The 24,565-nt window shown below is 70.1% G+C and carries 20 protein-coding genes; 7 read left to right on the top strand and 13 right to left on the bottom strand.

Features of this window, described 5'->3' with window-relative positions; translation table 11 throughout:
* Positions 1-2: 2 nt before the first annotated feature.
* Genes narI through AC2IPW_RS10620 form a run of 5 tightly spaced genes read right to left on the bottom strand, consistent with a single transcriptional unit; the run spans position 3 to position 8,065 of the window.
* Positions 3-734 carry a respiratory nitrate reductase subunit gamma gene (gene narI, locus AC2IPW_RS10640; RefSeq protein ID WP_486376837.1) on the bottom strand — a complete coding sequence of 244 codons (732 nt, stop codon included), beginning with the start codon at positions 732-734 and terminating at the stop codon, positions 3-5.
* Between the two features lies 1 nt (position 735).
* Positions 736-1,431 carry a nitrate reductase molybdenum cofactor assembly chaperone gene (gene narJ / locus AC2IPW_RS10635; protein ID WP_486376836.1) on the bottom strand — a complete coding sequence of 232 codons (696 nt, stop codon included), beginning with the start codon at positions 1,429-1,431 and terminating at the stop codon, positions 736-738.
* Positions 1,428-3,104 (bottom strand): nitrate reductase subunit beta, encoded by a 1,677-nt coding sequence (gene narH / locus AC2IPW_RS10630; protein ID WP_486376835.1) that lies wholly within the window; start codon positions 3,102-3,104, stop codon positions 1,428-1,430. The genes narJ and narH overlap by 4 nt, the downstream gene beginning before the upstream one ends.
* A 40-nt stretch (positions 3,105-3,144) precedes the next feature.
* Positions 3,145-6,831, bottom strand: a complete 3,687-nt coding sequence (locus tag AC2IPW_RS10625) for a nitrate reductase subunit alpha (RefSeq protein ID WP_486376834.1) — start codon at positions 6,829-6,831, stop codon at positions 3,145-3,147.
* 22 nt (positions 6,832-6,853) lie between these two features.
* Positions 6,854-8,065: a nitrate/nitrite transporter gene (locus AC2IPW_RS10620; protein WP_052033935.1), complete on the bottom strand. Its 1,212-nt coding sequence runs from the start codon at positions 8,063-8,065 to the stop codon at positions 6,854-6,856.
* 346 nt (positions 8,066-8,411) lie between these two features.
* On the opposite strand from AC2IPW_RS10620, the gene AC2IPW_RS10615 reads away from it, so the two are divergent.
* The 3 genes from AC2IPW_RS10615 to AC2IPW_RS10605 are packed head-to-tail and all read left to right on the top strand — an operon-like array spanning position 8,412 to position 11,543.
* A complete protein-coding gene (locus AC2IPW_RS10615; RefSeq protein WP_235157193.1) occupies positions 8,412-8,558 on the top strand; it encodes a hypothetical protein in 147 nt (48 codons plus the stop codon).
* Positions 8,559-8,591: 33 nt separating this feature from the next.
* On the top strand, positions 8,592-8,768 hold the full coding sequence (locus AC2IPW_RS10610) for a hypothetical protein (protein ID WP_486376833.1): 177 nt from the start codon (positions 8,592-8,594) through the stop codon (positions 8,766-8,768).
* A gap of 51 nt (positions 8,769-8,819) precedes the next feature.
* Entirely contained in the window at positions 8,820-11,543 is a 2,724-nt protein-coding gene (locus tag AC2IPW_RS10605; RefSeq protein ID WP_486376832.1) for a winged helix-turn-helix domain-containing protein, read from the top strand.
* 85 nt (positions 11,544-11,628) lie between these two features.
* Here AC2IPW_RS10605 and AC2IPW_RS10600 read toward each other — a convergent pair whose 3' ends face one another.
* The 4 genes from AC2IPW_RS10600 to AC2IPW_RS10585 all read right to left on the bottom strand — a co-directional run bounded on the left by AC2IPW_RS10600 (position 11,629) and on the right by AC2IPW_RS10585 (position 17,123).
* Entirely contained in the window at positions 11,629-13,923 is a 2,295-nt protein-coding gene (locus AC2IPW_RS10600; RefSeq protein WP_289377887.1) for a polyribonucleotide nucleotidyltransferase, read from the bottom strand.
* Positions 13,924-14,292: 369 nt separating this feature from the next.
* A complete protein-coding gene (gene rpsO, locus AC2IPW_RS10595; RefSeq protein ID WP_003935677.1) occupies positions 14,293-14,562 on the bottom strand; it encodes a 30S ribosomal protein S15 in 270 nt (89 codons plus the stop codon).
* A 128-nt stretch (positions 14,563-14,690) separates the two neighbouring features.
* Positions 14,691-16,103: a wax ester/triacylglycerol synthase domain-containing protein gene (locus AC2IPW_RS10590; protein WP_486376831.1), complete on the bottom strand. Its 1,413-nt coding sequence runs from the start codon at positions 16,101-16,103 to the stop codon at positions 14,691-14,693.
* Between the two features lie 48 nt (positions 16,104-16,151).
* Complete coding sequence (locus AC2IPW_RS10585) at positions 16,152-17,123, bottom strand: bifunctional riboflavin kinase/FAD synthetase (RefSeq protein WP_200863121.1); 972 nt, start codon at positions 17,121-17,123, stop codon at positions 16,152-16,154.
* 96 nt (positions 17,124-17,219) lie between these two features.
* Here AC2IPW_RS10585 and AC2IPW_RS10580 point away from each other — a divergent pair, with 96 nt between their 5' ends.
* Genes AC2IPW_RS10580 through AC2IPW_RS10565 form a run of 4 tightly spaced genes read left to right on the top strand, consistent with a single transcriptional unit; the run spans position 17,220 to position 20,487 of the window.
* On the top strand, positions 17,220-18,131 hold the full coding sequence (locus AC2IPW_RS10580; protein WP_052033936.1) for a metal ABC transporter substrate-binding protein: 912 nt from the start codon (positions 17,220-17,222) through the stop codon (positions 18,129-18,131).
* Positions 18,128-18,892: a metal ABC transporter ATP-binding protein gene (locus AC2IPW_RS10575; RefSeq protein ID WP_486376830.1), complete on the top strand. Its 765-nt coding sequence runs from the start codon at positions 18,128-18,130 to the stop codon at positions 18,890-18,892. The genes AC2IPW_RS10580 and AC2IPW_RS10575 overlap by 4 nt, the downstream gene beginning before the upstream one ends.
* Positions 18,889-19,776: a metal ABC transporter permease gene (locus AC2IPW_RS10570; RefSeq protein ID WP_003935682.1), complete on the top strand. Its 888-nt coding sequence runs from the start codon at positions 18,889-18,891 to the stop codon at positions 19,774-19,776. Before AC2IPW_RS10575 ends, AC2IPW_RS10570 begins: the two co-directional genes overlap by 4 nt.
* A gap of 51 nt (positions 19,777-19,827) precedes the next feature.
* Positions 19,828-20,487, top strand: coding sequence for a metal-dependent transcriptional regulator (locus AC2IPW_RS10565; protein WP_486376990.1), 660 nt, complete (start codon positions 19,828-19,830; stop codon positions 20,485-20,487).
* A gap of 12 nt (positions 20,488-20,499) precedes the next feature.
* Here the strand turns inward: AC2IPW_RS10565 and truB are convergent, their stop codons facing one another.
* From truB to AC2IPW_RS10545, 4 genes are read right to left on the bottom strand one after another with little or no spacing between them, the layout of a single operon-like run.
* A complete protein-coding gene (truB, locus tag AC2IPW_RS10560) occupies positions 20,500-21,423 on the bottom strand; it encodes a tRNA pseudouridine(55) synthase TruB (protein ID WP_486376829.1) in 924 nt (307 codons plus the stop codon).
* Between the two features lie 31 nt (positions 21,424-21,454).
* Entirely contained in the window at positions 21,455-22,159 is a 705-nt protein-coding gene (gene npt / locus AC2IPW_RS10555) for a 4'-phosphopantetheinyl transferase Npt (protein ID WP_003935685.1), read from the bottom strand.
* Positions 22,156-23,148 (bottom strand): metallophosphoesterase family protein, encoded by a 993-nt coding sequence (locus AC2IPW_RS10550; RefSeq protein ID WP_450121796.1) that lies wholly within the window; start codon positions 23,146-23,148, stop codon positions 22,156-22,158. The genes npt and AC2IPW_RS10550 overlap by 4 nt, the downstream gene beginning before the upstream one ends.
* Positions 23,145-24,563 carry an MATE family efflux transporter gene (locus tag AC2IPW_RS10545; RefSeq protein WP_486376828.1) on the bottom strand — a complete coding sequence of 473 codons (1,419 nt, stop codon included), beginning with the start codon at positions 24,561-24,563 and terminating at the stop codon, positions 23,145-23,147. Before AC2IPW_RS10545 ends, AC2IPW_RS10550 begins: the two co-directional genes overlap by 4 nt.
* Positions 24,564-24,565 lie beyond the last annotated feature (2 nt).

Here is a 24,565-nt window from a genome sequence, read left to right as displayed (position 1 = left end):
GGTCACCACCCGCGGCGGCGCGGCTGCGACCCGACGAGCTGTCCCTTCGCGGCGACGTCGCGGCTGCGGTAGACCACGTACGGCCGGAACAGGTATCCGATCGGCGCGCTGAAGGCGTGCACCAGGCGGGTGAACGGCCACAGCGCGAACAGGATCAAGGCGATCAGCGCGTGCAGCTGGAACGACAGGGGTGCCTGCACCATGAGATCGCCGCGCGGCTGCAGGATCCAGATGGATCGGAACCACGGCGAGACGGTCTCGCGGTAGTTGTGCTCCTCGCCCACGACACCCGACCCCATCAGAGTCGTGGCGAGTCCCGCGACGATCGCGGCGACGAGGACGACATACATGAGCTTGTCGTTGGCAGTGGTCGCCATGAACACCGGTCCACGGCTACGGCGACGGTAGATCAGCAACAGGATTCCGACGAGGGTGGCGATCCCGGCGATGGTGCCCAGCGTCACCGCCTGTACGTGATACGCGTGCTGACTCAGGCCGACCGCATCGGTCCAGGACTGTGGAATGAGCAGACCGATCACGTGCCCCAGGATCACCACGAGGATCCCGAAGTGGAACATCGGGCTGGCGATGCGCAGCAGCCGACTCTCGTAGAGCTGAGACGAACGTGTGGTCCAGCCGAACTTGTCGTAACGGTAGCGCCACCACGTACCCACGACGACCACGGCGATCGTGACGTACGGCGCGACGTCCCAGAAGATCTCCCCTGCGGACATGTCAGCCGACTCCTTCGACTCGGGTCTGCTCCGCGGCGGGTGCAGTGCGGCGCGGTGGGACCGTGAGGGTGAACGGTTCGAGGCCGATCGCCTCGGCGGGCGGCCCGGCCTCGGCGAGGTACCGGGCGCGGTGGACTTCCTGATCGCCGACCGGAGGCAACGTCGCGCACACCGCCCCGATCGTCGCCGCATAGCAGGAATCGCGTTCCTCGAGCGCGATTCGGAGCACGTCGATCGGGACCCGGTGCGCGGCGAGCAGTCGCTCCCCCGCGTCCGGGTCGACGGTGGCGGCGAACTCGAGCACCACCGGCAGATGATCGGGCGCCTCCCCCGTCGGTGGCTCCACGCCGGCGTCCCGGTAGGCCTGGGCGAACGCGTGGATCGCTGTGCCGCGATTGCGGGTGTCACCGCCGGTCCAGTACGTGAGATACATCGTCGACCGCCGGCGCATGTCGAAGGTGTCGACGTAGTCGGCCTGCGCAGCAAACGGATCGGCGTCGCGCAGGGCGGCGAGCGTCCGGCTCAGCAACTGCGCCGGCGCCCCGGTGACGTGCCCGAGAAGACCGTCGACGGTCGCGAGACGGGACGGCAGCCGATCGTCGGGGTATGCCAGCAGCAGCGAGGCGGTCTGCCGGATCAGCCGGTGCTGCAGTTGCCGCGTCGCGGTGTCGCGCCCACGGCGTATCCGCACCCTCATTGCCCACTCCCCCGGTCCTCGACTCGATGCCCGGCCGGGAACAGGCCCTGGGGCACGCCCTTGCCGTCCCAGTTGAGCAGGTTCACACGGGAGGGATTCGACGCGTTCGCCGCCATCCCCTCGGAGGTCTGCCGCTGCCGGAGCGCATGGAAGGTCTCCACCGCGACCGGGACCGGACCGCCGCTGGCCTCCCCGAACGGCCCGGAGTCGTACATTCCGGGGCCGCCGTCGTACGACAGTGCGCAGTCGGTGGCGGATTCCTCGAGCCGGTGGCCCTCGGCGGCGTAGGCGGTCGGGATCACGTACCGCTCGTCGTACTTGGCCAGGGCGAGCAGGCGGTACATCTCGTACATCTGCTCCTCGGTCATGCCGACGGCGTCGGGGATCTCCGGCCGCGTGTCCCGGCCCAGGTTGATGTCGCGCATGTACGACCGCATCGCGGCGAGCCGGTGCAGCACCGCTTCGACGGCGTCGGTGTCGCCCGCGGTGAACAGTCCCGCCAGATACTCGATCGGGATACGCAGTGATTCGAGGGCACCGAACAGATTGCCCAGGTCCTCGCCGTCGTGACCGTCGCGCGAGACCGCGTCGACCACCGGGGACAGCGGCGGCACGTACCAGACCATCGGCATCGTGCGGTATTCCGGATGCAGGGGCAACGCGACCCGGTACGTGTCGATCAACGCGTACACGGGTGACCGCTGGGCGGCCTCTATCCATTCGTCGGAGATGCCCTCGGCGCGGGCGCCGGCGATCACGTCCGGGTCGGCGGGGTCGAGCAGCACCTGCCGCAGTGCGTCGTAGAGGTCCTTCTCGTCCTCGACGGACGCGGCCTCGAGCACCCGGTCGGCGTCGTAGAGCACGAGGCCGATGTAGCGCAGCCGACCCACGCAGGTTTCGGAACACACGGTGGGCAGGCCCACCTCCACGCGCGGATAGCAGAACGTACACTTCTCGGCCTTGCCGGTCTTGTGGTTGAAATACACCTTCTTGTAAGGACATCCGGACACGCACATCCGCCAGCCGCGACAGCGGTCCTGGTCGACGAGAACGATGCCGTCCTCGACGCGCTTGTACATCGCTCCGGACGGGCACGACGAGACGCACGACGGGTTCAGGCAGTGCTCGCAGATGCGAGGCAGGTAGAACATGAAGGTCTGTTCGAGTTCGAGCCGGACCTGCTCGCCGATCTTCTTCAGCACCGGATCGTCGGGCACGATCTCCGGGGAGCCGCCGAGATCGTCGTCCCAGTTCGCCGACCATTCGACCTTCATCGGCTTGCCACTGATCAGACTGCGAGGCGGTGCCACCGGGATCTGGTCGCCGAGCGGCGCGGTGGTGAGGTTCTCGTAGTCGTAGGTCCACGGCTCGTAGTAGTCGTCGATCGCCGGCATCTTCGGATTCGAGAAGATCCGGAACAGCTTGTTCCACCGGCCGCCGTCACGCAGCCGCAGCCGCCCGTTGCGGTCGCGGATCCATCCGCCCCGCCAGCGTTCCTGGTCCTCGTAGGTGCGCGGGTATCCCTGGCCGGGCCGGGTCTCCACGTTGTTGAACCACACGTATTCGGTGCCGGAACGGTTCGTCCAGGCCTGCTTGCAGGTGACCGAGCAGGTATGACAACCGATGCACTTGTCGAGGTTCATCACCATCGCCATCTGGGCCATCACCTTCATGCCGGCCTCGCTTCGCCGGTCGTGGTCGTGAGCATCGACATCAGTACGTGACCTCCTGCGACCGGCGGCGTACGACCGTCACCTCGTCGCGTTGATTTCCGGTGGGCCCGAGGTAGTTGAACGCGAAGGCGGTCTGCGCGTAGCCGCCTGCCATGTGGGTGGGTTTGATCAGGATCTTCGTGATCGAGTTGTGGATGCCGCCGCGGGTACCGGTGGTGTCGGTGAGCGGCACGTCGATGGTGCGCTCCTGCGCGTGGTAGACGTACACCACACCTTCGGGCATGCGGTGCGAGACGACTGCGCGGCACACCACGACGCCGTTGCGGTTGACGGCCTCGACCCAGTCGTTGTCCCGCACCGAGATCTTCGCCGCGTCCGCCGGGCTCATCCACATGGTCGGTCCACCGCGTGAGAGCGACAACATGAACAGGTTGTCCTGGTACTCGGAGTGGATCGACCACTTCGAGTGGGGGGTGAGGTACCGCACGGTCAGTCCGACGCCGTCGCCGCTGCCGACGGCCGGTTCACCGAACAGGCGCGACATGTCCAGCGGCGGTCGATAGATCGGGAGTTGTTCGCCGAGTTCCTCGATCCAGTCGTGATCGACGTAGAAGTGCATGCGGCCGGTGAGCGTGTGGAACGGTTTGAGTTCCTCGATGTTCACCGTGAACGGGGCGTAGCGGCGCCCACCGGTCTCGCTGCCGGACCATTCCGGGCTGGTGATCACGGGGACCGGGCGGGACTGGGTGTCGGCGTAGGTGATACGGCGTTCCTCACTACCCTCGGCGAGGTGCACGAGCCGGCGGCCGGTGCGTTTCTCGAGTTCGCGGAAGCCCTCGACCGCGAGCCGGCCGTTCGAGGTGCCCGACAGCGCGAGGATGACGTCGGCCATTCGTTCGGCGCTGGTGACCGCGGGGCGGCCCTCGCCTGCACCGGAATTCATCACACCGAACTTCGCGGCGAGTTCCGCGACCTCCTGCACCGGGTGCGTCGTGACGCCCTTGGTGGTCAGGCCGAGGGTGTCGACGAGCGGCCCGAGGGTCGACCACTTGTCGGCGATCGCACCGTAGTCCCGTTCGACGACCGCGAGCGGGCCCATGGTCCTGCCCGGCACCGGCACCTCGCCGGTCACGCGCCAGTTGTTCTCCGTGCCCGACGGATACGCCATCGCGCCGGGCGTGTCGTGCTGCAGAGTGCCGAGCACGATGTCGGTGCGGGTGCCGAGGTGCTTCGCCGCCAGCGCGCTGAACACCTTCGCGACGGCGCCGAATGCCTCGTAGTCCGAGCGGGTCTCCCACGGCGGGTCGATCGCGGGACTGAACGCGTGGATGTAGGGATGCATGTCGGTGCTCGACAGGTCTCCCTTCTCGTACCATGTCGCGGCGGGCAGCACCACGTCGGAGAACAGGGTGGTCGACGTCATCCGGAAGTCGATCGACATCAGCAGGTCGAGCTTGCCTTCGGGCACCTCGTCCGGACTTTCGACGTCGTGTGGGCGCTGGCCCGGACCGGTGGGCGCACCCTGGATGTTGGCATCTGTCCCGAGCAGGTGCCGCAGGAAGTATTCGTTGCCCTTGCTGGACGAGCCGAGCAGGTTGGACCGCCACACGTTCAGCACCCGCGGCCAGTTGCGCGGGTTGTCCGGGTCGGTGACCGACAGCTTCACCTCGCCGCTCGCGAGTTTCCGGGCGACGTACGCGGGGATGTCCTCGCCTGCCGCTCGCGCCTCGTCGGCGAGGTCGTGTGTGTTGCGATCGAACTGTGGGTAGAACGGAGTCCACCCCATCGCGACGGCGGACGCCATCACGTCCATCGTGTGCTTGTCGCGGAAACTGCCCCGCCCGAGCGGGCTCGCGAGCGCGTCGGCGCGGTACCCGTCGTAGCGCCACTGGTCCGTGTGGACGTACCAGTAGGAGGTTCCTGCCATCTGCCGCGGGGGGCGGGACCAGTCGGTTCCCATGGCCATCGCGGCCCACCCGGTGACCGGACGGCACTTCTCCTGACCCACGTAGTGCGCCCAGCCGCCGCCGTTGCGGCCCATGGAGCCGGTGAGCATCAGCAAGGCGAGAATCGCCCGGTAGGTGGTGTCGCCGTGGAACCACTGGCAGATGCCGGCGCCCATGATGATCATGGACCGGCCGCCGGATTCCTCCGCGTTGCGGGCGAACTCGCGCGCGATCCGGACGGCCTGCGCGGCGGAGACCCCGGTGATCGGCTCCTGCCACGCGGGGGTGTACGGCGAGGCCGGGTCGTCGTACCCGCTCGGCCACTGTCCGGGCAGTCCCGGACGCGCGACGCCGTACTGGGCCAGCATGAGGTCGAACACCGTGCACACCAGGTGTGCGCCCACCCGCCGCACGGGGACGCCGCGTTCGACGCTCTCGCCGTGTCCGTCGACGGTGTCGAAACCGGGCAGATGGACGCGTGCGGTCTCGTCCGTGCCCTCGTCCCGATGCGCGACGGTCAGTGCCGGCTCGAGATCGCCCAGGTCCAGGTTCCATTTTCCGGTTCCGTCGTCGCCGTAGCGGAACCCGAGGGAGCCGTGCGGCACCGCGACGGTGTCGGTGGCACCGTCGAGCAGCACCGGCTTGAACGCCGCGTTCTCCACGTCCTCTCCGAGGTCGGCGGCGGTGAGGTTCTTGCCGGGCACCAGCCTGCCGTCGCGCTCCTCGAGCCGGACCAGGAACGGCAGGTCGGTGTACCGGCGGACGTAGTCGACGAAGAACGGCACCCGCCGTCGCACGAAGCACTCCGTGAGGATCACATGCCCCATCGCCATGGCCAGCGCCCCGTCCGTGCCGGCGGCACACGGCATCCATTCGTCGGCGAACTTGGTGTTGTCGGCGTAGTCGGGGCTGACGGAGACGACCTTGGTACCGCGGTAGCGCACCTCCGCCATCCAGTGCGCGTCCGGGGTACGGGTGACCGGCACGTTCGAACCCCACATCATGAGGTACGCCGCGTCCCACCAGTCCCCCGACTCGGGGACGTCGGTCTGGTCACCGAACACCTGGGGCGAGGCGACAGGCAGGTCGGCGTACCAGTCGTAGAAGGAGGTCATGACGCCGCCGATCAGCTCGACGAACCGGGATCCGGCCGCGAAGGAGACCATCGACATCGCCGGGATCGGCGAGAAGCCCGCGACGCGGTCCGGACCGTACTCCTTGACGGTGTGCACGTGGGCGGCGGCAATCATCTCGGTGGCCTCGGCCCACGTGACCCGGACCAGCCCGCCCTTACCGCGGGCCCGCTGGTACCGACGGCGTCGCTGCGGGTCGTTCTGGATGTCGGCCCAGGCCAGCACGGGGTCACCGAGCCGCGCTCTGGCCTCGCGGTACATCTCGACGAGCACGCCGCGGGCGTACGGGTACCGGACCCGGGTCGGCGAGTAGGTGTACCAGGAGAACGCCGCGCCGCGCGGGCAGCCGCGCGGTTCGTATTCGGGCCGGTCCGGACCGACCGACGGATAATCGGTCTCCTGGGTCTCCCAGGTGATGATGCCGTCCTTGACGTAGATCTTCCACGAACACGATCCCGTGCAGTTCACGCCGTGGGTGGACCGGACGACCTTGTCGTGGCTCCAGCGATCGCGGTAGAAGACATCGCCTTCGCGACCGCCGTGACGGGTCACGGTGCGGCCGTCGTCGGAGACCTCGCCTGCGGTGAAGAACCGTCCGCTGCGGCGCAGCAGCTCCTCCGCGGGTCCTCCGGTGTGATGGGTGGTCACGTCTCTCCCTTCGGACTCGACGTCAGTTTCCGGTCGGAACGTTCTCGTGGGCGCGCAGTTTCACCGCGGTATAGGCCAGCGCGACGAGCGCAGTCGCCACGAGGAGCAACAGACCGACGGTGTAGTCGTTGTCGACGGGGTCGTAGGTGGCACCCATGACCAGCGGCGGGAAGTACCCGCCGAGCCCGCCCGCGGCGGCGACGATGCCGGTCACCGATCCCACAGACTTGGCGGGCGCGCGACGCGCGACCCATGCGAACACTCCGCCGGTGCCCATGCCGAGAAAAACCGCGAGCAGGATGAACGTCGTAGCCGACCACACGTCCGGCGGCGGTTGCGTGGCGGCGACTGCGGCCATGACCGCCGTGCCGGTGAACGATGCGAGCACGACATACTTGGGGGCGATCCGGTCGGACAGCGCCCCGCCGATGGGCCGGGCGATCACCGCGGCCAGCGCGAAGGCCGCTGTGCGGGCGCCCGCGTCGACGGCCGAGAATCCGTAGATCGTCTTGATGTAGGTGGGCAGGTAGTTGCTGAACGCGACGAAGCCGCCGAAGACGACCGCGTAGAGGAACGACATCTCCCACGTGACCCGCAGTTTCAGGGCTGCCCTCAGTTTGGGAACGACCGGGTCGGTGTTCGGATGGAACTCCGGCGAGTCGCGCATCACGAGGATGCATACCGCGGCCGTGACCGCGAGTGCCACCGCGACGACGACGTGGGTGGTCAGCAGGCCGAACCACTGCGCGAACCGGGGGGTGAAGAACGCGGACAGCGCGGTGCCCACCATGCCCGCACCGAACACGCCGGTGGCGAAGCCGCGCCGGGCCGGCTCGTACCAGTTGTTCGCGAACGGAATGCCGACCGCGAAGATCGTGCCCGCGATGCCGAGGAAGAAGCCGAAGACGAGCAGGAGCGGATAGGAACCCACGCTGCCGGCCACCCCGACGGCCAGCACCGGCAGGATCGACGCCAGCGAGATCGCAATGAACATGACCCGGCCGCCGTAGCGGTCCGTGAGCGAACCCACCACGATGCGCCCCAGAGAACCCACGAGGATGGGCGTCGCCACGAGGATCGACGCCTGGGTGCTGCTGAGCGACAGATCGCTCGCATAGGTCGTGGACAGGGGGCCGATCATGTTCCAGGCCCAGAAGTTGATCGCCGAGACCCAGGTTGCCAGTGCGAGGTTCGAGCTCCGTCGCGTGCCGACAACATCAACTGAAGCTGTCACTGCTCCAGCGAATCATCGGCCGGGCATGCGCGAACCGGATTCGGCGAAACAAACCGACGGTCGGTGTCGCGCGGGGGCCGCCCCGGAACCGCAACACCACGCGATACCACGGCATTCACCCGCCCGTGCCGGTTCACCCGCCGAGGGTGAGGAGACGGCTCAGCGGCCGCCCTACCGTCGGAGTCGACCGCGAACCTCTCTCGTGGCCGCATGTCGGGTGCATCGCCGCCCGATCGAACGAAATGGATCGACGATGTCCGTGAACCCACCGTCCACCCGCCGGAACCGCCGGCAGAACTCGGCGTGGCGTAGGCCCGATAGCGGCCGCCACGACACGCCCCTCTCCTTGCCGATTTCCGGCATCGTGTGCGGCGCCGCGGTGGTCGCCTCCGTGCCCGTGGGTGCGTACACCGACTCCGTCCTCACCGGCGTCCTCACTGCGGTAGTGACGACCGCCGCCGTGGCCCTCGCCGCACTGATGATCCGGGCCTGACGTCTCGTCTCCACCCCCCACGCGAAGGACAACATGAGCACACGACGCGCCGCGAACGGCCGCATCCCCACCGGCACGATGACCACGGAAGAGATCAAGGTCCGCATCGCCGCGATGTTCGACTACGACAGCGACGTCGTGCCCGCGCCGCACCACTCGCGGAACGAGCCGCCGTGCATGCGGTCGGCGACCGGTTCGTCGGATACGTGACCCGGTTTCGTTTTCCGTTCCCCTCGGTCCCGCCGTACTACCCTGACTCTCATGACGGGGCCACCGGCCGGCGCGCAGGGTGACGATGCCCCGCCGCTGTCGTTGGCGCGCTCCTCCGTGCCCCGACTCCCCCGCCGGGTCGTGCGGCGCCCGCGTCTGGAACGCGTCCTCGAAGAGGGGGTGAAGTCCGGCCTCGTGCTCGTCTCGGCGCCGGCCGGGTCCGGTAAGACGCTGCTGCTGGCATCGTGGGCGGCGACACATCCCGGTCCGGTGGCGTGGCTCTCGGTGGAGCGCGAGGACGCCGAGCCGGCGCAGTTCTGGGGGCGGGTCCTGGATTCGCTCCGGATGGTCGGCGGGTTCCCCACCGATTCGCTGCTGGCCACCATGCGGGTCCCGCCGAGCTTCGACCCCCGGTTCGTCTCCGTGTTCGTCGACGCGTGCGCCCGGCTTCCCCGTCCTGTCGTCCTGGCGCTCGACGACATGCACCTCCTGGCAGGGACCCCGGCCGAGGAGTCGCTCGCGGCGGCCGTCCGCCGGGGTCTCGGCAACGTGCGACTGGTGATCGCGACCCGCAGCGATCCGGCGCTGCCTCTGCAACGGCTCCGGCTCGGTGGCGAGTTGACCGAGATCCGGGCGGAAGCGCTGCGCTTCGATGCCACGGAGGCGGCAGCGCTGCTGGCCGACCACGACGTCGCCGTCGGACCCGATGAACTCGAGACCCTGGTCGCCAAGACCGAAGGGTGGGCGGCCGGGCTGCGACTCGCGGCCCTGTCGCTCCGGACGTCGGACGATGTGGCGGCCACCGTGGCAGCCCTTGCGGGCGACGAGCGGTCCGTGGCCGACTACTTCGCGGAGGAGGTGCTGGCCAGCCAGGACCCGGAGCTGATGGAGTTCCTGCTCGACACGTGCGTCGTGGGACGCGTCTGCGGCGAACTGGCCGATGCCCTGACCGGGCGCACGGACGGGCAGCAGTTCCTGGTCCGACTCGAGCGGGACAACCTGTTCGTCGTCGCGCTCAACCACCGTCGAGCGTGGTATCGCTACCACCAACTCTTCGGCGACCTGCTGCGCCACCGCCTCCGGACCGAGGATCCCGAGCGCCGGCGGATGCTGCACCGGCGGGCCGCCGGATGGTTCGCCGACCGCGGCGAGCTCCTCGAGTCCGCCCGTCACCTGCGCGCCGCGGAGGACTGGCTGGGGCTGGCCCGGTTCGTCCTACGGGTCGCGGGGGCGGAGATCCTGGGTCCGGAACGGCCGGCGCTGGTGGCGTTGCTGCGGGACGCGCCCGCCGATCTGGTCGGTGACCACCCCGAGGTGGCTGCGGCCGCGGGGGTCGCCGCGTACGCGGAGTACGACCCTGTCGGCGTCGCCACCCACATGGCTCGCGCCCGAGAACTGCTCGATCGGCTCCCGGCGGCCGATGCGCGGCTCACCGAGACGGTCCTCGTCACGCTCGACGCGGTCCTCGCCTGGATGAAGGCCGATCCGTCGGGGCAGATCAGCGCCGCGCAGGAGGCGATCCGCCGGCTCGAGACGGTGTCCCCGGCGGACCTGCCGGCCGCCCCCGTGTACCGGATCGCCGCCGGCACCGTCCTCGCGATGGGCAGGCTGTGGTCCGGTGACCTCGACACCGCCGAGGCCATGCTCGCGGCCACGACGACGGCGGTGGCCGCCCGCTCGGCCATGACGCCCGTGCTCGCCCTGCACCTGTACGGCAACACCGCCGTTCTCGAGGCGATGGCCGGACGGCTCCGGGAGGCGCGCGTCGAGGTCGCCCGTGCGTTGGCCATCGCCGACGAGCTGGGCTGGACCTTTCTGCCGCCGTCGGCCACGGCGCTGCTGGCCGAGTCGATGATCCGGTTGCTCGAGGCGGACACCGGGGCCTGCTCGGTGGCCGTCGCACGGGGGCACGCGTGCCTCGGCGAGTTCCGCGACCGCTACACCGAAACCAGTTTCGGGCTCGTGCAGGCACGGCTGGCCCTCTCGACGGACAACGCCGCGGCGGCACGAGCCCACCTCGTGTCGCTGCGCCGGCGCATGTCGGACTGGGTGGCGCCACGCTTCCTCGCCGAATGGTACAAGCTCGTCGAGGCCGAGATCCTGCTGGCCGAGGGACGGCCGCACGAGGTTCAGGCGCTGCTGACGGGCACCGAAAAGGCGCAGCCGGGTCTCGTCCGCCCAGGCGCGCACCGGACGGTCCTCGTCGCGAGGGCGCACCTGGCGACCAACGAGCCGCGCCGCTGCCTCGAACTGGTGGCGGCTCTGCTCGAAGGGCCGCCCGTCGACAACGGCCCCACCGTCGACGCCTGGCTGCTCGCCGCCTTGGCGCACGACCGTCTGCGTAGGGACGGCGAAGCGCAGGCCGCTGTGGCGCACGCTCTCGCGGTGGCCGCCACCGAAGGCATCGCGCGGCCGTTCCTACTGGCCGGCGACCGCGCCCGGGCGCTGCTGGAGCGGCACGGCCGCATCGACGATGCCCACGGCGGATTCGTGTCGATGCTGATCGGCAGGCTGGGCGGGGTCTCCGGCGAGGCCGCCGGCCCGTGCCTGCTCGAGCCGCTGACCAGCCGTGAACGGGCCGTCCTTCTACTTCTGCCGACCATGATGAGCAACGCGGAGATCGCCGACGAGCTGTTCGTGTCCGTCAATACCGTCAAGGTGCATCTGAAGTCGCTCTACCGCAAGCTCGGTGCCGCGAATCGTCGCAAAGCGGTGGTGCGGGCGCGGGAACTCGGGCTGCTGTCGGCGTCCGCCTCGTCCCCGGCCGCACCGTAACGCGCCGCACCGGTCGCACACGCACGACCGCCCGCGCCCGTCCACCGCAAAGGTGGACGAGACGCGGGCGGTCGAAGGACGTGCGTCAGGCCTCGGCGTTGTCCGCGGCACTGTCCGCCGCGGGCGCGTCGGAGGAGGCGTCCGCGGTGTCCTCGTCGGGCACCGGCACCAGGCTGATCTTGCCCCGGTTGTCGATGTCGGCGATCTCGACGCGGATCTTCGAGCCGACGTTGACGACGTCCTCGACCTTGGCGATGCGCTTGCCGTTGCCGAGCTTGCTGATGTGCACCAGGCCGTCGCGGCCGGGCAGCAGCGAGACGAACGCGCCGAACGCCGTGGTCTTGACCACGGTCCCCAGGAACCGCTCGCCCACCTTCGGCAGCTGCGGGTTCGCGATGGCGTTGATCTTGTCGATCGCGGCCTGCGCGGACGGGCCGTCGGCGGCGCCGACGTACACCGTGCCGTCGTCCTCGATGGAGATGTTCGCGCCGGTCTCCTCGGTGATCGAGTTGATCATCTTGCCCTTGGGGCCGATGACCTCGCCGATCTTGTCCACCGGGACCTTGATGGTGGTGATCCGCGGAGCGAACGGGCTCATCTCGTCCGGGGTCTCGATGGCCTCGGCCATCACCTCGAGGATGGTGGCGCGGGCGTCGCGCGCCTGCGCCAGCGCACCGGCGAGCACCTGGGACGGGATCCCGTCGAGCTTGGTGTCGAGCTGCAGGGCGGTGACGAAGTCCTTCGTGCCGGCGACCTTGAAGTCCATGTCACCGAACGCGTCCTCGGCGCCGAGGATGTCGGTGAGCGCGACGTAACGGGTCTCACCGTCGACCTCGTCGGAGACCAGGCCCATCGCGATACCGGCGACGGGGGCCTTGAGAGGAACGCCGGCGTTCAGCAGCGAGAGCGTCGAGGCACACACGGAGCCCATCGAGGTGGATCCGTTCGAGCTGAGCGCCTCGGAGACCTGCCGGATCGCGTAGGGGAACTCCTCCTGGCTGGGCAGGACCGGCATCAGGGCCCGCTCGGCGAGGGCGCCGTGGCCGATCTCGCGGCGCTTCGGGGAGCCGACGCGGCCGGTCTCACCGGTGGAGTACGGCGGGAAGTTGTAGTGGTGCATGTACCGCTTGCTGGTCTCGGGACCGAGCGAGTCGATCTGCTGCGCCATCTTCACCATGTCCAGCGTGGTGACGCCCATGATCTGGGTCTCGCCGCGCTCGAACAGCGCCGAGCCGTGAGCGCGCGGCACGACCGCGACCTCGGCGGACAGGGCACGGATGTCCGTGACCCCGCGGCCGTCGATGCGGAACTGGTCCCGCAGGATCCGCTGGCGGACCAGCTTCTTCGTCAGCGAACGGAAGGCCGCGCCGATCTCCTTCTCGCGGCCCTCGAAGTTGGGGGCCACCTGCTCGAGGACCTCGACCTTGACCTCGTCGGTCCGCTCGTCGCGTTCCTGCTTGCCGGCGATGGTCAGCGCCTCGCTCAGCTTGGCCGAGGCGGCGGCCTCGACGGCCTCGTACACGTCGGCTTCGTAGGCCGGGAACACCGGGAAGTCGCCGGTGGGCTTCGCCGCGGCGGCGGCGAGCTGCTGCTGGGCGATGCACAGCCGCGCGATGAACGGCTTGGCGGCCTCGAGGCCCTCGGCGACGACGGTCTCGGTCGGGGCCTGCGCCCCGCCGGCCACCAGCTCGACGACGTTCTCGGTGGCCTCGGCCTCGACCATCATGATCGCGACGTCGGCGGTCTCGGGGTTGTCGCCGCCACCCACGATGCGGCCCGCGACCACCATGTCGAACACGGCGTTCTCGAGCTGCTCGACCGTGGGGAACGCGACCCACTGGCCGGTCTTGTTCTCCTCCGAGGTGATCAGCGCGACCCGCACGCCACCGACGGGCCCGGAGAACGGCAGGCCGGCGATCTGCGTGGATGCCGACGCGGCGTTGATGGCGACGACGTCGTACAGGTCGTTCGGGTTCAGGCTGAGCACCGTCACCACGACCTGGATCTCGTTGCGCAGACCGTCGACGAACGACGGGCGCAGCGGCCGGTCGATGAGACGGCAGGTCAGGATCGCGTCGGTCGAGGGCCGGCCCTCACGACGGAAGAACGAGCCGGGGATGCGTCCCGCGGCGTACATGCGCTCCTCGACGTCCACCGTCAGCGGGAAGAAGTCGAAGTGCTCCTTGGGCTGCTTCGAGGCGCTCGTCGCCGACAGCAGCATGGTCTCGTCGTCGAGGTACGCGACGACGGAGCCGGCGGCCTGCTGGGCGAGGCGGCCGGTCTCGAAACGAATCTGACGGGTGCCGAAGGACCCGTTGTCGAGGACTGCGACGGACTCGAACACGCCCTCGTCGACCTCGACTGCGGAATTGCTGGTCATCTCTACTCTTCTCTTCCCTCTCGTCTTCGCCGTACCCGCGCGGGCGCCACAACCCTCGTGGCTGCAGCTGCGCACCGATCGCCCGTACCCGCGTCTCACGGGTCGTACGTGCGGAGGCGGTCGTCGATCGAAACCGTCCGGACCGAGTCCGGAAGGTCACTACCGAAGACCGACACCGTCGGTGCATACGGTTCCGCGGGCGGTGTCGCCGTCCGCGGGTGCCGCTGCCGGTGTCCGACGGGCACGTCGCCCGTCTCCGACCGCACAGCAGCCAAACACCGATAGCCAACGAGGCTCAGTCTAAGCATTGCCTCGTTGGCTATCGGAAAGATCAGCGAACGCAGATCGCGTCGTCGCCTCGTCGCGCTCCTATCGGCGCAGACCCAGACGCTGGATCAGCGAACGGTAGCGGTTGACGTCGACCTTCTCGACGTACTTGAGCAGGCGGCGACGACGACCGACCAGCAGCAGCAGGCCGCGGCGGGAGTGGTGGTCGTGCTTGTGCTGCTTCAGGTGCTCGGTCAGGTCCTGGATGCGCTTGGTGAGCATCGCGACCTGCGCCTCGGGCGATCCGGTGTCGGTCTCGTGGAGGCCGTACTCGCCGAGGATCTGCTTCTTCTGCTCGGTGGTCAATGCCACTGGTGATACTCCTGATCGATGACGTCCGCGCGCTTCGTGGAACGGGCCGGGGCCCGTCGGTGCGGCCGCCGCGAACCGCAGCACACACCAGCGGATGAGCGTACCAGAGGCGTGCGCACCCGCTTCGGTCACCCTCGACCCCGGGGGCCGGTGCCGGATCGCCGGCCGCCGGTGGCCTCGATCACCTCGGCGAATCCCTCCTCGAGGAGGGTCGCGTACCGGTCGAGGTCCGGCATCAGCAGCGGGGAGCTCATGACCGTGACGGCGAACGAATCGCCGGCCCGGCTGAAGGAGTGCACCAGACCCATCCCCGGACGCAGAGACTGGATGCCGGCGACGAATCGGAATGCCGAGCCGCCGTAGGTCCAGTCGGTCTCGCCGCCACAGTCGACACTGGTGACCGCCGTCCGGGCGGGGCCCGCGGCTGCACCTGCCGACGCCGCGCGGTCGTGCCGGTCCGCCGCCCGGCGGTACACCGGATACGGCACCGCACCCGCGCCCGCGAGGCGGTCCAACACCTCGGGTGACGTCGCGATCCGCCGCTCGTGGGCGAGCGCGTCGGCCACAGCCGCCACCCGGTCGCGGGGATCGGCGACCTCGGTGCACAACGGAACGATCGCGGCTGTGAGCCGGTTGACGCCCAGCGCGACACCGGCCGCGCCCACCGCGACCGGAACCGCGACGTGTACGTCGCCGACGGGCGCGCCGTGCTCGCCGAGGTAGCGCTGCAGTGCCAGGGATACCGCCGCCAGACCCATGGCTGTCACGGTGTAGGTCCGGCCGACGAGACTGCCCAGGTCCGGACGCACGATCCGGATCACCCGGTCGCGCCCGGGGGCGCGGGAGCACATCGACCGCGCCGCCGGCGACGGGACCGCCGGGGTGTCCGCGGACCGCGCCGACGCCGGCCGCCGCACCAGGACCGCGCCGAGCCCCAGGTACCAGCGAACGGATCGTGCCACCCCCGACACCGCTGCGGCGACGTGGTGCGGGCGCGTCGCGGCCGGCGCCAGACCGGGAACGCGCAGTGGCTGCCCGTCCGCGCCGAACAGTGCGCCGAGGAAGGCGCCCAACGCCGAGCCTGCCATCACCGCGTGACTGACCTGCAGCACGACGACCGTCACGGTCGTCGTCGGGTCGTCGGGGTCGGACACCCCGGCGATGACGTGCAGGCACCACGCACGCCGCCGGACGTCCAGCGGGTCCGCGCAGAGGTCGGCGATGGCGTCGATGCAGTCCGTGAACGAGCCGCCGGCCCACTCGCGGTACTCGATACGTTGCTCGGGCGGGAGCTGCGCCCGCACCCAGTACGGGTAGTCCAGCCGGCCGGGCGCCTCGACGATCCGCCGGTCCAGCGCCGTCAGCAGATGCGCCCGGGAACGCAGGTGAGCGATCGCGTCCCCGGGGCCGCGAACAGTCCCGTCTTGCTCGTCGAACACGACGAATGCGGACCAGTCGGTCGGCCGCCCCGGTTTCGACTCGTAGTAGTTCGCGGCATCTGCCCAGGTCAGGCGCGCGTGCCGCCACTGACGTATCGACACACCGGAAATTGTCCCCGATCGGGGCGCGATCCCGGGCCGGAACGGCCCCTAGCCGCGAGCGCGCTCGAGCACTTCGCGAGCCCGCTCGGCGTCGCGGTGCATCGCCGAGACAAGGGCCTCCACCGATTCGAACCGCTCCATCCCGCGCAGCCGCTCCACGAAGTCCACCGCGACGTGCTGGCCGTACAGGTCGGCCTCCTCGTCGAGGACGAACGCCTCGACGGTGCGGGTACGCCCGGAGAAGGTCGGGTTGGTGCCCACCGATACGGCCGCGAGGTACCGCTCCCCCGGCGTGACGGTGCCGAGGCCACCGCTGCCCGGGCCGAGGACGGTGAACCAGCACGCGTAGACGCCGTCCGCGGGAATGGCCGAGTACATGGGCGGCGCGACGTTCGCCGTGGGGAAGCCGAGATCGCGGCCCCGGCCGTCTCCGTGCACCACGACACCCTCGACGCGGTGGGGTCGGCCCAGCGCGTCGGCCGCGGCGACGACGTCGCCGGCGTCCACGCACGAGCGGATGTAGGTGGACGAGAACGTCACCGCATGTTCGCTGAGCAGGGTCAGGCCCTGGACGGCGAAGCCGAAACGCTCGCCGATGGTGCGCAGCAGGTCGACATTGCCGGCGGCCTTCTTGCCGAAGGTGAAGTTCTCGCCCACGACGACCTCGGCGACGTGGAGCCGCTCGACGAGGATCTCGTGGGCGTACCGCTCGGGGGACAGCTTCATGAACTCGGGGGTGAACGGCATGACGCAGAAGACGTCGATGCCGAGTTCCTCGGCCAGTTCGGCACGTCGCGCCAGGGTCGTGAGCTGCGCCGGGTGGCTGCCCGGCCGGACGACCTCCATCGGGTGCGGGTCGAACGTCATCAGGGCGCTGGCCGTGCCGCGCTCCTTCGCCGACTTCACCGCCCGCGCGATCAGCTGCTGATGTCCGCGGTGCACACCGTCGAACACGCCGATCGTCAGGACACAACGACCCCAATCCGCAGGAATTTCGTCGAGACCTCGCCATCTCTGCACAAGCTGCAGCCTACGACCCGGCGGCCGGACGGTCATCTCCGGCTCGCCCGGGGCGCCGCATGGACAACTCCGCCCGCGCCCCGCCATAATTTCGGCATGCCGAACATTTTCGTTGGATTACGCAAAATCTTCGTGGCCCTCGCGGCCACGACGATGCTGGCGGGCTGCGCCTCGGCGCAGAGTTCCGACGACGACCGGCCCCTGGTACTGACCACCTTCACGGTGCTCGCGGACATGGCCCGCAACGTCGCCGGGGAGCACCTGCAGGTCGAGTCGATCACCAAGGTCGGCGCCGAGATCCACGGTTACGAACCCACACCGGGTGACCTGCGTTACGCCTCCCGCGCCGACCTCGTCCTCGACAACGGCCTCGGCCTCGAGCGCTGGTTCGAGCAGTTCCTCGCCGATACCGACGCGGCCCACGCCGTGCTCAGTGACGGGGTCGTGCCGCTGCCGATCGGCGAGGACGCCTACGCGGGGCGGCACAACCCGCACGCGTGGATGTCCCCGTTGGCGGCCCAGACCTACGTCGACAACATCGCTGCTGCCTTCACCGACCTCGACCCCGAGCACGCCGCAGACTACGCCGCCAACGCTGCGGCGTACCGCACCGAACTCCAGGCCCTGCACGAAGAGCTCGTCGCCGAGCTGTCCGCGCTGCCGCCGAACCACCGGGCACTGGTCAGCTGCGAGGGGGCCTTCAGCTACCTGGCCCGCGACGCCGGCCTGAGGGAGGCCTACCTGTGGGCGGTGAATGCCGACCAGCAGGGCACCCCACAGCAGATCGCCCGCACCGTCGACTTCGTCCGGGCCAACGCCGTGCCTGCCGTGTTCTGCGAGTCCACCGTCTCGGACAAGGCCCAGCGGCAGGTCGCCGAGGACACCGGGGCTCGGTTCGGTGGAATCCTGTACGTCGACTCGCTCTCCGAGCCGGACGGTCCCGTGCCGACCTACCTCGACCTGCTCCGGCACGACGTCCGCACCATCACCGAAGGGCTGCGCCCATGACCGCGACATCCGCCCCCGCCCTGGCCGTCTCGCGGCTCAGCGTGCACTATCGCACCGTCACGGCGCTCGACGGCGTCGACCTGACTCTCACCCCCGGCCGGGTGTGCGGGCTCGTCGGCACCAACGGCTCCGGCAAGTCCACCCTCTTCAAAGCGATCATGGGCATCGTGCGGCCGAGCGCCGGCACCGTGTCCATCGGCGGAACCGACACCCTCACCGCCCGGAAGGCCGGTGCCGTCGCGTACGTGCCGCAGAGCGAGGCCGTCGACTGGGACTTCCCCATCAGCGTGGGCGAAGTCGTGATGACCGGCCGGTACGGTCGCCAGAACTGGCTGCGCCGGCCGCGGCCCGCCGACCACGCCGCCGTCCGGACCGCGCTCGAACGCGTCGACATGGCGACCTACGTGCAGCGGCAGATCGGGCAGCTCTCGGGAGGTCAGCGCAAGCGCGTCTTCGTCGCCCGTGCCATCGCCCAGGGCGCTCCCCTGCTCCTGCTCGACGAGCCGTTCGCCGGCGTGGACAAGCGCACCGAGGCTGCTCTGACGGAGGTGATCCGCGACCTCGCCGGTTCGGGGCACACGATCCTCGTCGCCACCCACGACCTCGCCGGACTGTCGTCGCTGTGCGACGAGGCCGCACTGCTGCAGCGGCGCATCCTCGTCCACGGCTCCCCGGACGAGGTGCTGCGGCCGGAGAACCTCGCGCGCGCCTTCGGCGTCGACCCCCTGCCGGCCCCCCACGTCGCCCAGGAGGCACGGTGAACCTCGTCGAACTGATCGTCGAACCGCTCCAGTACGGCTTCATGCAGCGCGCGCTGGTCGTCGCGGTGGCGGCCACGATCGTGTGTGCTCTGCTCAGTTGCTGGCTCGTACTCATCGGGTGGTCGCTGATGGGGGACGCCGTCTCCCACGCCGTCCTGCCCGGCGTGGTGCTGGCCTACCTGGTGGGAGCGCCGTTCGCCCTGGGTGCTCTGCTGTTCGCCGGGGCCGCCGTCGCTCTGATCGGACTCGTGCGCAACACCACCAAGGTCAAGGAGGACGCCGCGATCGGCGTGGTGTTCACGACGTTGTTCGCCCTCGGTGTCGTGCTGATCTCGAAGAACCCGAGTCAGGTGGACCTGCACCACGTGCTGTTCGGCAACCTGCTGGGCCTGGCCACCGCTGACATGTGGCAGGTCACCGCGCTGGCAGTGGTCGTCCTCGTCGTGCTGATCACCAAGCGCCGCGACCTCACCCTGTTCGCGTTCGACCGGGGGCAGGCCCATGCCCTCGGGATCTCCCCGGCCCGGTTGTCCGCGCTGTTGCTCGCGCTGCTGGCGGTCACCATCGTCGCGGCCATCCAGGCCGTCGGGGTCATCCTCGTCGTGGCGATGCTGATCATCCCCGGTGCGACGGCGTACCTGCTCACCGAACGGCTGTCGCGAATGCTGGTGCTCGCTCCCACCCTGGCTGCGCTGACGTCGGCGACCGGCGTGTACGTCAGCTACTACACCGACGCCTCCACCGGCGGCGTCGTCGTCCTGGCCCAGGCGATCGTGTTCACGGCGGCCTACCTCTTCTCGCCCCACCAGGGACTCGTCACCGGGGCCCTGCGACGGCGCGCTCGGCTGCGCGAGCCGGATGATTCCACGGTGAGACTTGCCTAAGCTGTCCTCGTGGGCGACAGGAGTGGGACGACCGAAGTGCCGGCGGCGGACATGCTGACACCGGTCGCGCAGGACTATCTCAAGATCATCTGGACCGTCCGGGAATGGTCGGGCGAGAAGGTCTCGACGAAGCTGCTGGCCGAGAAGCTCGGAGTGTCGGCCTCGACCGTCTCCGAGGCCGTCCGCAAGCTCGCCGAGCAGGGTCTCGTCGACCATGCTCGCTACGGCGCGATCTCCCTCACCGAGGCCGGGCGCGCGGCGGCCGTGGCCATGGTCCGCAAGCACCGCCTGATCGAGACGTATCTGGTCCGGGAACTCGGCTACGGCTGGGACGAGGTGCACGACGAGGCCGAGGTACTCGAACACGCCGTCTCCGACCGTCTGGTCGCCGCGATCGACGCCAAGCTCGGCCATCCCGAACGGGATCCGCACGGCGATCCGATCCCGGCGGACGACGGCACGATTCCCACACCGCCGGCCCGCCAGCTCAGCGCGTTCGTCGACGGCGAGCACGGCCGGGTCGCCCGCATCTCCGACGCGGACCCGGCGATGCTGCGCTACTTCGACGACGTGGGCATCGCCCTCGACACCGACATCCGCGTCGTCGAACGCCGCGACTTCGCGGGCACCGTCTCGGTCCGCATCGGCGGCGACAGCGGCAACACGGTCGACCTCGGGCACCCCGCGGCCGACGCGATCTGGCTGGTGTAGGCGGCTACACCGCTACATGGTGGCCGGGCGCACGACGAACACGGCCGAGGCCCGCCTGCCCTTCTCCTGCAGCAACGCCGCGGCACGACCGGACGGGTCGATCGCCGCGTACACGCCGGCAATGCCCACCGGGTCCAGCCAGCGGCCGTTCGCGAGCAGTGCCGCCTCCTCGACGGTGACGTCCCGGCACGGGAACGCCGTCCGGATCGCGGCGTCGATGTCCAGGCTCACGGTCGGGTCGTCCTCGAGCTGGGCGAGCGTGCGGGCGTGCTCGAGTCCGAACGGACCGACACGGGTGCGGCGGAGCGCGGTCAGATGCGCCCCGACACCCAGCGCGGCCCCCAGATCGCGGGCGAGTGCCCGGATGTAGGTGCCCGACGAGCACTCCACCTCGACGTCGAGGTCGACGAAACACCCGTCGCCGTGGTCCGCGCGCACCTCACGCCGGGCGAGCACCGCGAAGCGGGAGACCGTGACCGGCCGGGCCGCCAGCTCGACGGCCTCCCCTTCGCGGATCCGGGCGTAGGCACGCTTGCCGTCCACCTTGATCGCGCTGACGCTGGCGGGCACCTGGGAGATGTCTCCCGTGAGCGCGGCGACGGCCGCCGCGATCGCCTCGTCCGTGACGGCGGCGGCGTCGGTGGTCGCGAGCACCTCGCCTTCGGCGTCGTCGGTGACGGTGCTCTGTCCGAGCCGGATCGTCGCCGCATACGCCTTGGTGGTGAGGGCGAGCAGGCCGAGGATCTTCGTCGCGCGCTCCACCCCGAGGACGAGCACGCCCGTCGCCGTCGGATCCAGGGTGCCGGCGTGACCGACCTTGCGGGTGCCGAGCAACCGCCGGCAGCGGGCCACCACGTCGTGGCTCGTCATGCCCTCGTCCTTGTCGACGACGAGCAGGCCGGCACGGGTGAGGGCGGGATTCTCGGAGGCAGACACGGGGCCCGATTCTGCCACGACGGCTGCGACGTCAGCGCACGACGATCGCCGTGAGCACCAGCCCGTCGGCGATCAGCCACCGCCCGTCGAACGCGGCCAGGGGGGCACCCGTCCGGGTGTCTCCGGGGACGAGCAGCTCGGAACGAAACGTGCCCGACGCGGCTGCGCCCGGGGCGGCCGCGGCGTCGCGCTCGAACGTGATGTGGGCGTCCTCGAAACCCAGCCAGCGTCCGGTGAGCGGGAACCACGCCTTGTAGGTGGCCTCCTTGGCGCAGAAGAGCAGGCGGTCCATGTGCAGGCTCGGATCGGTGCCCGCGAGCCAGGTGCGCTCCTGCGGCAGGGAGACCGCGTCGAGCACCCCGTCCGGAAGGGGGCCGTGCGGCTCGGCGTCGATGCCCAGCGACCGCACCTGCAACGCATAGGCCAGGACGGCGCCGCGGTAACCGTCGCAGTGGGTGAGGCTGCCGACGACCCCCCGCGGCCAGACCGGTGCCCCCTTGTCGCCCCTGAGCACCGGCCCGGGTTCCACCCCGAGCTGCCGCATGGCCAGCCGGGCGCAGTGCCGCGCCCCGGCGAACTCCCGCCGGCGCTTGTCCACCGCACGGGCGACCAGCGGCTCCTCCTGCGGGTGCGGCCGCAGACCGGGCGGGTCCTCGAACAACTCCGCGGCGGCGATCCCGTCGGGCAGGATCCGGCCGATCAGCCCGGTGCGGGTCGCGGTGGTCGGGTCGGTCATCGCAACTCCCCAGCGCGCCCCGCGCGCATGTTCTGTGCAGCGCGCCCCGCGCGCATGTTCTGTGCAGTGCGCGCAGCACGCATCTTCTCGACTTCGGCTTCCATCTCGGGGGTGACCCGGAAGTGTCCGCCCCACTTGTTCAACGATCCCGGGGGGTATTCCGGCACGGGCAGGATCTGGCGCAGCAGCCGCTCCGGCAGGCCCCGGCGCTGCCATTCCCGCGGATAGCCGAGGGAGACCTCTTCGAAGCGGACGCCGTCGTAGTAGGTGGTGCGCGGGATGTGCAGGTGCCCGTACACGGCACAGAGGGCGCGGTAGCGCAGGTGCCAGTCGGCGGTCTCGGTCGTGCCGCACCACAGGGCGAACTCCGGATAGAACAACATCCGGGTGGGCTCGCGCACCAGCGGGAAGTGGTTGATCAGTACCGTCGGCAGCGACGGATCGAGGGCGTCGAGACGCTTGCGGGTCTCGTCGAGCCGTACGCGGCACCACACGTCCCGGGTGACGTACGGGTCGGGCGCGAGGAGGAACTCGTCGGTGGCGACGACGTTGCGTTCGCGGGCCAGCGCCAGGCCCTCGGCCTTCGTCGCGGTGCCCTCGGGAAGGAACGAGTAGTCGTAGAGCAGGAACATCGGCACGAGCGTCACCGGCCCGCCCTCGCCGTGCCACACGGGGTACGGGTCCTCCGGGGTGAGCACGTCGAGTTCGCGGCACATCGTCACCAGGTAGTCGTACCGGGCGGCGCCGTGCATCTGCACCGGGTCCTTGGCGGTGGTCCACAGTTCGTGGTTGCCGGGAACCCAGATCACCTTCGCGAAACGGCTGCGCAGCAGCGACAGCGCCCAGCGGATGTCGTCGGACTTCTCGGCGACGTCGCCGGCGACGATCAACCAGTCGTCCGGCGATTCGGGGTGCAGATCCTCGGTGACGGGGCGATTGCCTCGGTGCCCGACGTGGATGTCGCTGACCGCCCAGAGTTTCCCCGTCACCGGCTCTCCTTCTTCGTCTCGTCGCGCGCCGTCTCGTGCGGGAACCGGGCCTGCCGGTCCGCACCGGTCACCGCCCACCGCCCCGACCGCGTCCGCCATACAACGGCCGCCATCCGGAACACTATGAACACCGTAAGCCCAGTCCAGATACCCGCGAGACCCCAGTCCCACACCAGCGAACACCACACGACGGGCAGGAATCCGAACAGTGCGGACGCGAGCGTGGCGGTGCGGAGGAAGGCTGCGTCGCCGGCGCCGAGCAGCACGCCGTCGAGCGCGAACACCACGCCGGCGACGGGTAGGAGCGCGACGAAGAACCACCAGGCGACGTCGATCTGCTCGAGCACCCCGGGATCGCTGGTGAACAGCGCCGGAATCGCGTCGCCGCCCAGCGAGAACACCAGCGCCAGACCGGTGGCGAACACCGTGGACCAGGCGGTGATCCGCCACGCCAGGCGCTTCGCATCGGCGCGGGCTCCGGCCCCCAGGGCCGCACCCACGAGCGCCTGAGCGGCGACGGCGAGCGAGTCGAGGGTGAGCGCGACGAAGTTCCACAACTGCAGTACCACCTGGTGCGCTGCGACGGCGGCCGCCCCGAACCGGGCGGCGACCGCGGCCGCGGACAGGAAGCACGCCTGGAACGCCAGACTGCGGGCGATCAGGTCGCGGCCGAGCCGCAACTGTGCGGCGATCACCGTCCGTTGTGGCCGCAGCGGCACACCCGCCCGGAGCAGTGCCACGACGAACAGCGCTGCGGACACACTCTGGCCGGCCACGTTGGCGACGGCGGAGCCGGCGAGTTCCCAGCGGGGAGCTCCGGCCAGGCCGTGCACGAGCAGCGGGCACAGTACCGCCGAGAGCGCGAGCCCGGCGAGCACGTACCGCAGGGGGCGGGCGGTGTCCTGTACTCCGCGCATCCAGCCGTTGCCGGCGAGACCCACGAGGATCAGCGGCGCGCCGAACAGGGCGACCCGCAGCCACGACACCGCGGCCTCGGCGATCTGCTCGTCGCCGGCGATCAGCGCAGCCACCGGTGCTGCCAGGAGCTGGCCGATGATCAGGATCGCCGTCCCGACGCCGAGTGCGAGCCAGGTGGCCTGCACCCCCTCGGCGACGGCGGCGTCCCGCCGCCCGGCGCCGTGGAATCTGGCGGCCCGCGCGGTCGTGCCGTAGGACAGAAAGGTCAACTGGGTGCTGACCTGGGCGAGGACGAGGCCGCCGATGGCCAGCCCGGCCAATGCCAGGGCGCCGAGCCGGCCGACGACGGCGATGTCGAACAGCAGGTACAGCGGCTCGGCGGCAAGCACCCCGAGTGCCGGCACCGCGAGCCCGAAGATGCGCCCCGCGGTGGCCTCGGGGACGACGTGGGACGCTGCGTCGGGTTCCGGGCCGGCGGTGTCCTGCGGCGCCGGCATCG

It is taken from the genome of Rhodococcus sp. NS-SX18 (genome assembly GCF_057367935.1).
Note: the sequence above shows the minus strand (reverse complement) of the source record. Positions and strands in the feature narration are given on the sequence as shown.

Bases quoted from the DNA above. Each gene is read 5' to 3' on its own strand.
- narJ (WP_486376836.1), bottom strand. From the start codon at position 1,431: ATGAGGGTGCGGATACGCCGTGGGCGCGACACCGCGACGCGGCAACTG.
- npt (WP_003935685.1), bottom strand. From the start codon at position 22,159: ATGACCGACCCGACCACCGCGACCCGCACCGGGCTGATCGGCCGGATC.
- AC2IPW_RS10575 (WP_486376830.1), top strand. From the start codon at position 18,128: ATGACCGCGACATCCGCCCCCGCCCTGGCCGTCTCGCGGCTCAGCGTG.
- AC2IPW_RS10565 (WP_486376990.1), top strand. From the start codon at position 19,828: ATGCTGACACCGGTCGCGCAGGACTATCTCAAGATCATCTGGACCGTC.
- AC2IPW_RS10580 (WP_052033936.1), top strand. From the start codon at position 17,220: ATGCCGAACATTTTCGTTGGATTACGCAAAATCTTCGTGGCCCTCGCG.
- AC2IPW_RS10610 (WP_486376833.1), top strand. From the start codon at position 8,592: ATGAGCACACGACGCGCCGCGAACGGCCGCATCCCCACCGGCACGATG.
- narI (WP_486376837.1), bottom strand. From the start codon at position 734: ATGTCCGCAGGGGAGATCTTCTGGGACGTCGCGCCGTACGTCACGATC.
- narH (WP_486376835.1), bottom strand. From the start codon at position 3,104: ATGAAGGTGATGGCCCAGATGGCGATGGTGATGAACCTCGACAAGTGC.
- AC2IPW_RS10605 (WP_486376832.1), top strand. From the start codon at position 8,820: ATGACGGGGCCACCGGCCGGCGCGCAGGGTGACGATGCCCCGCCGCTG.
- AC2IPW_RS10545 (WP_486376828.1), bottom strand. From the start codon at position 24,563: ATGCCGGCGCCGCAGGACACCGCCGGCCCGGAACCCGACGCAGCGTCC.
- AC2IPW_RS10600 (WP_289377887.1), bottom strand. From the start codon at position 13,923: ATGACCAGCAATTCCGCAGTCGAGGTCGACGAGGGCGTGTTCGAGTCC.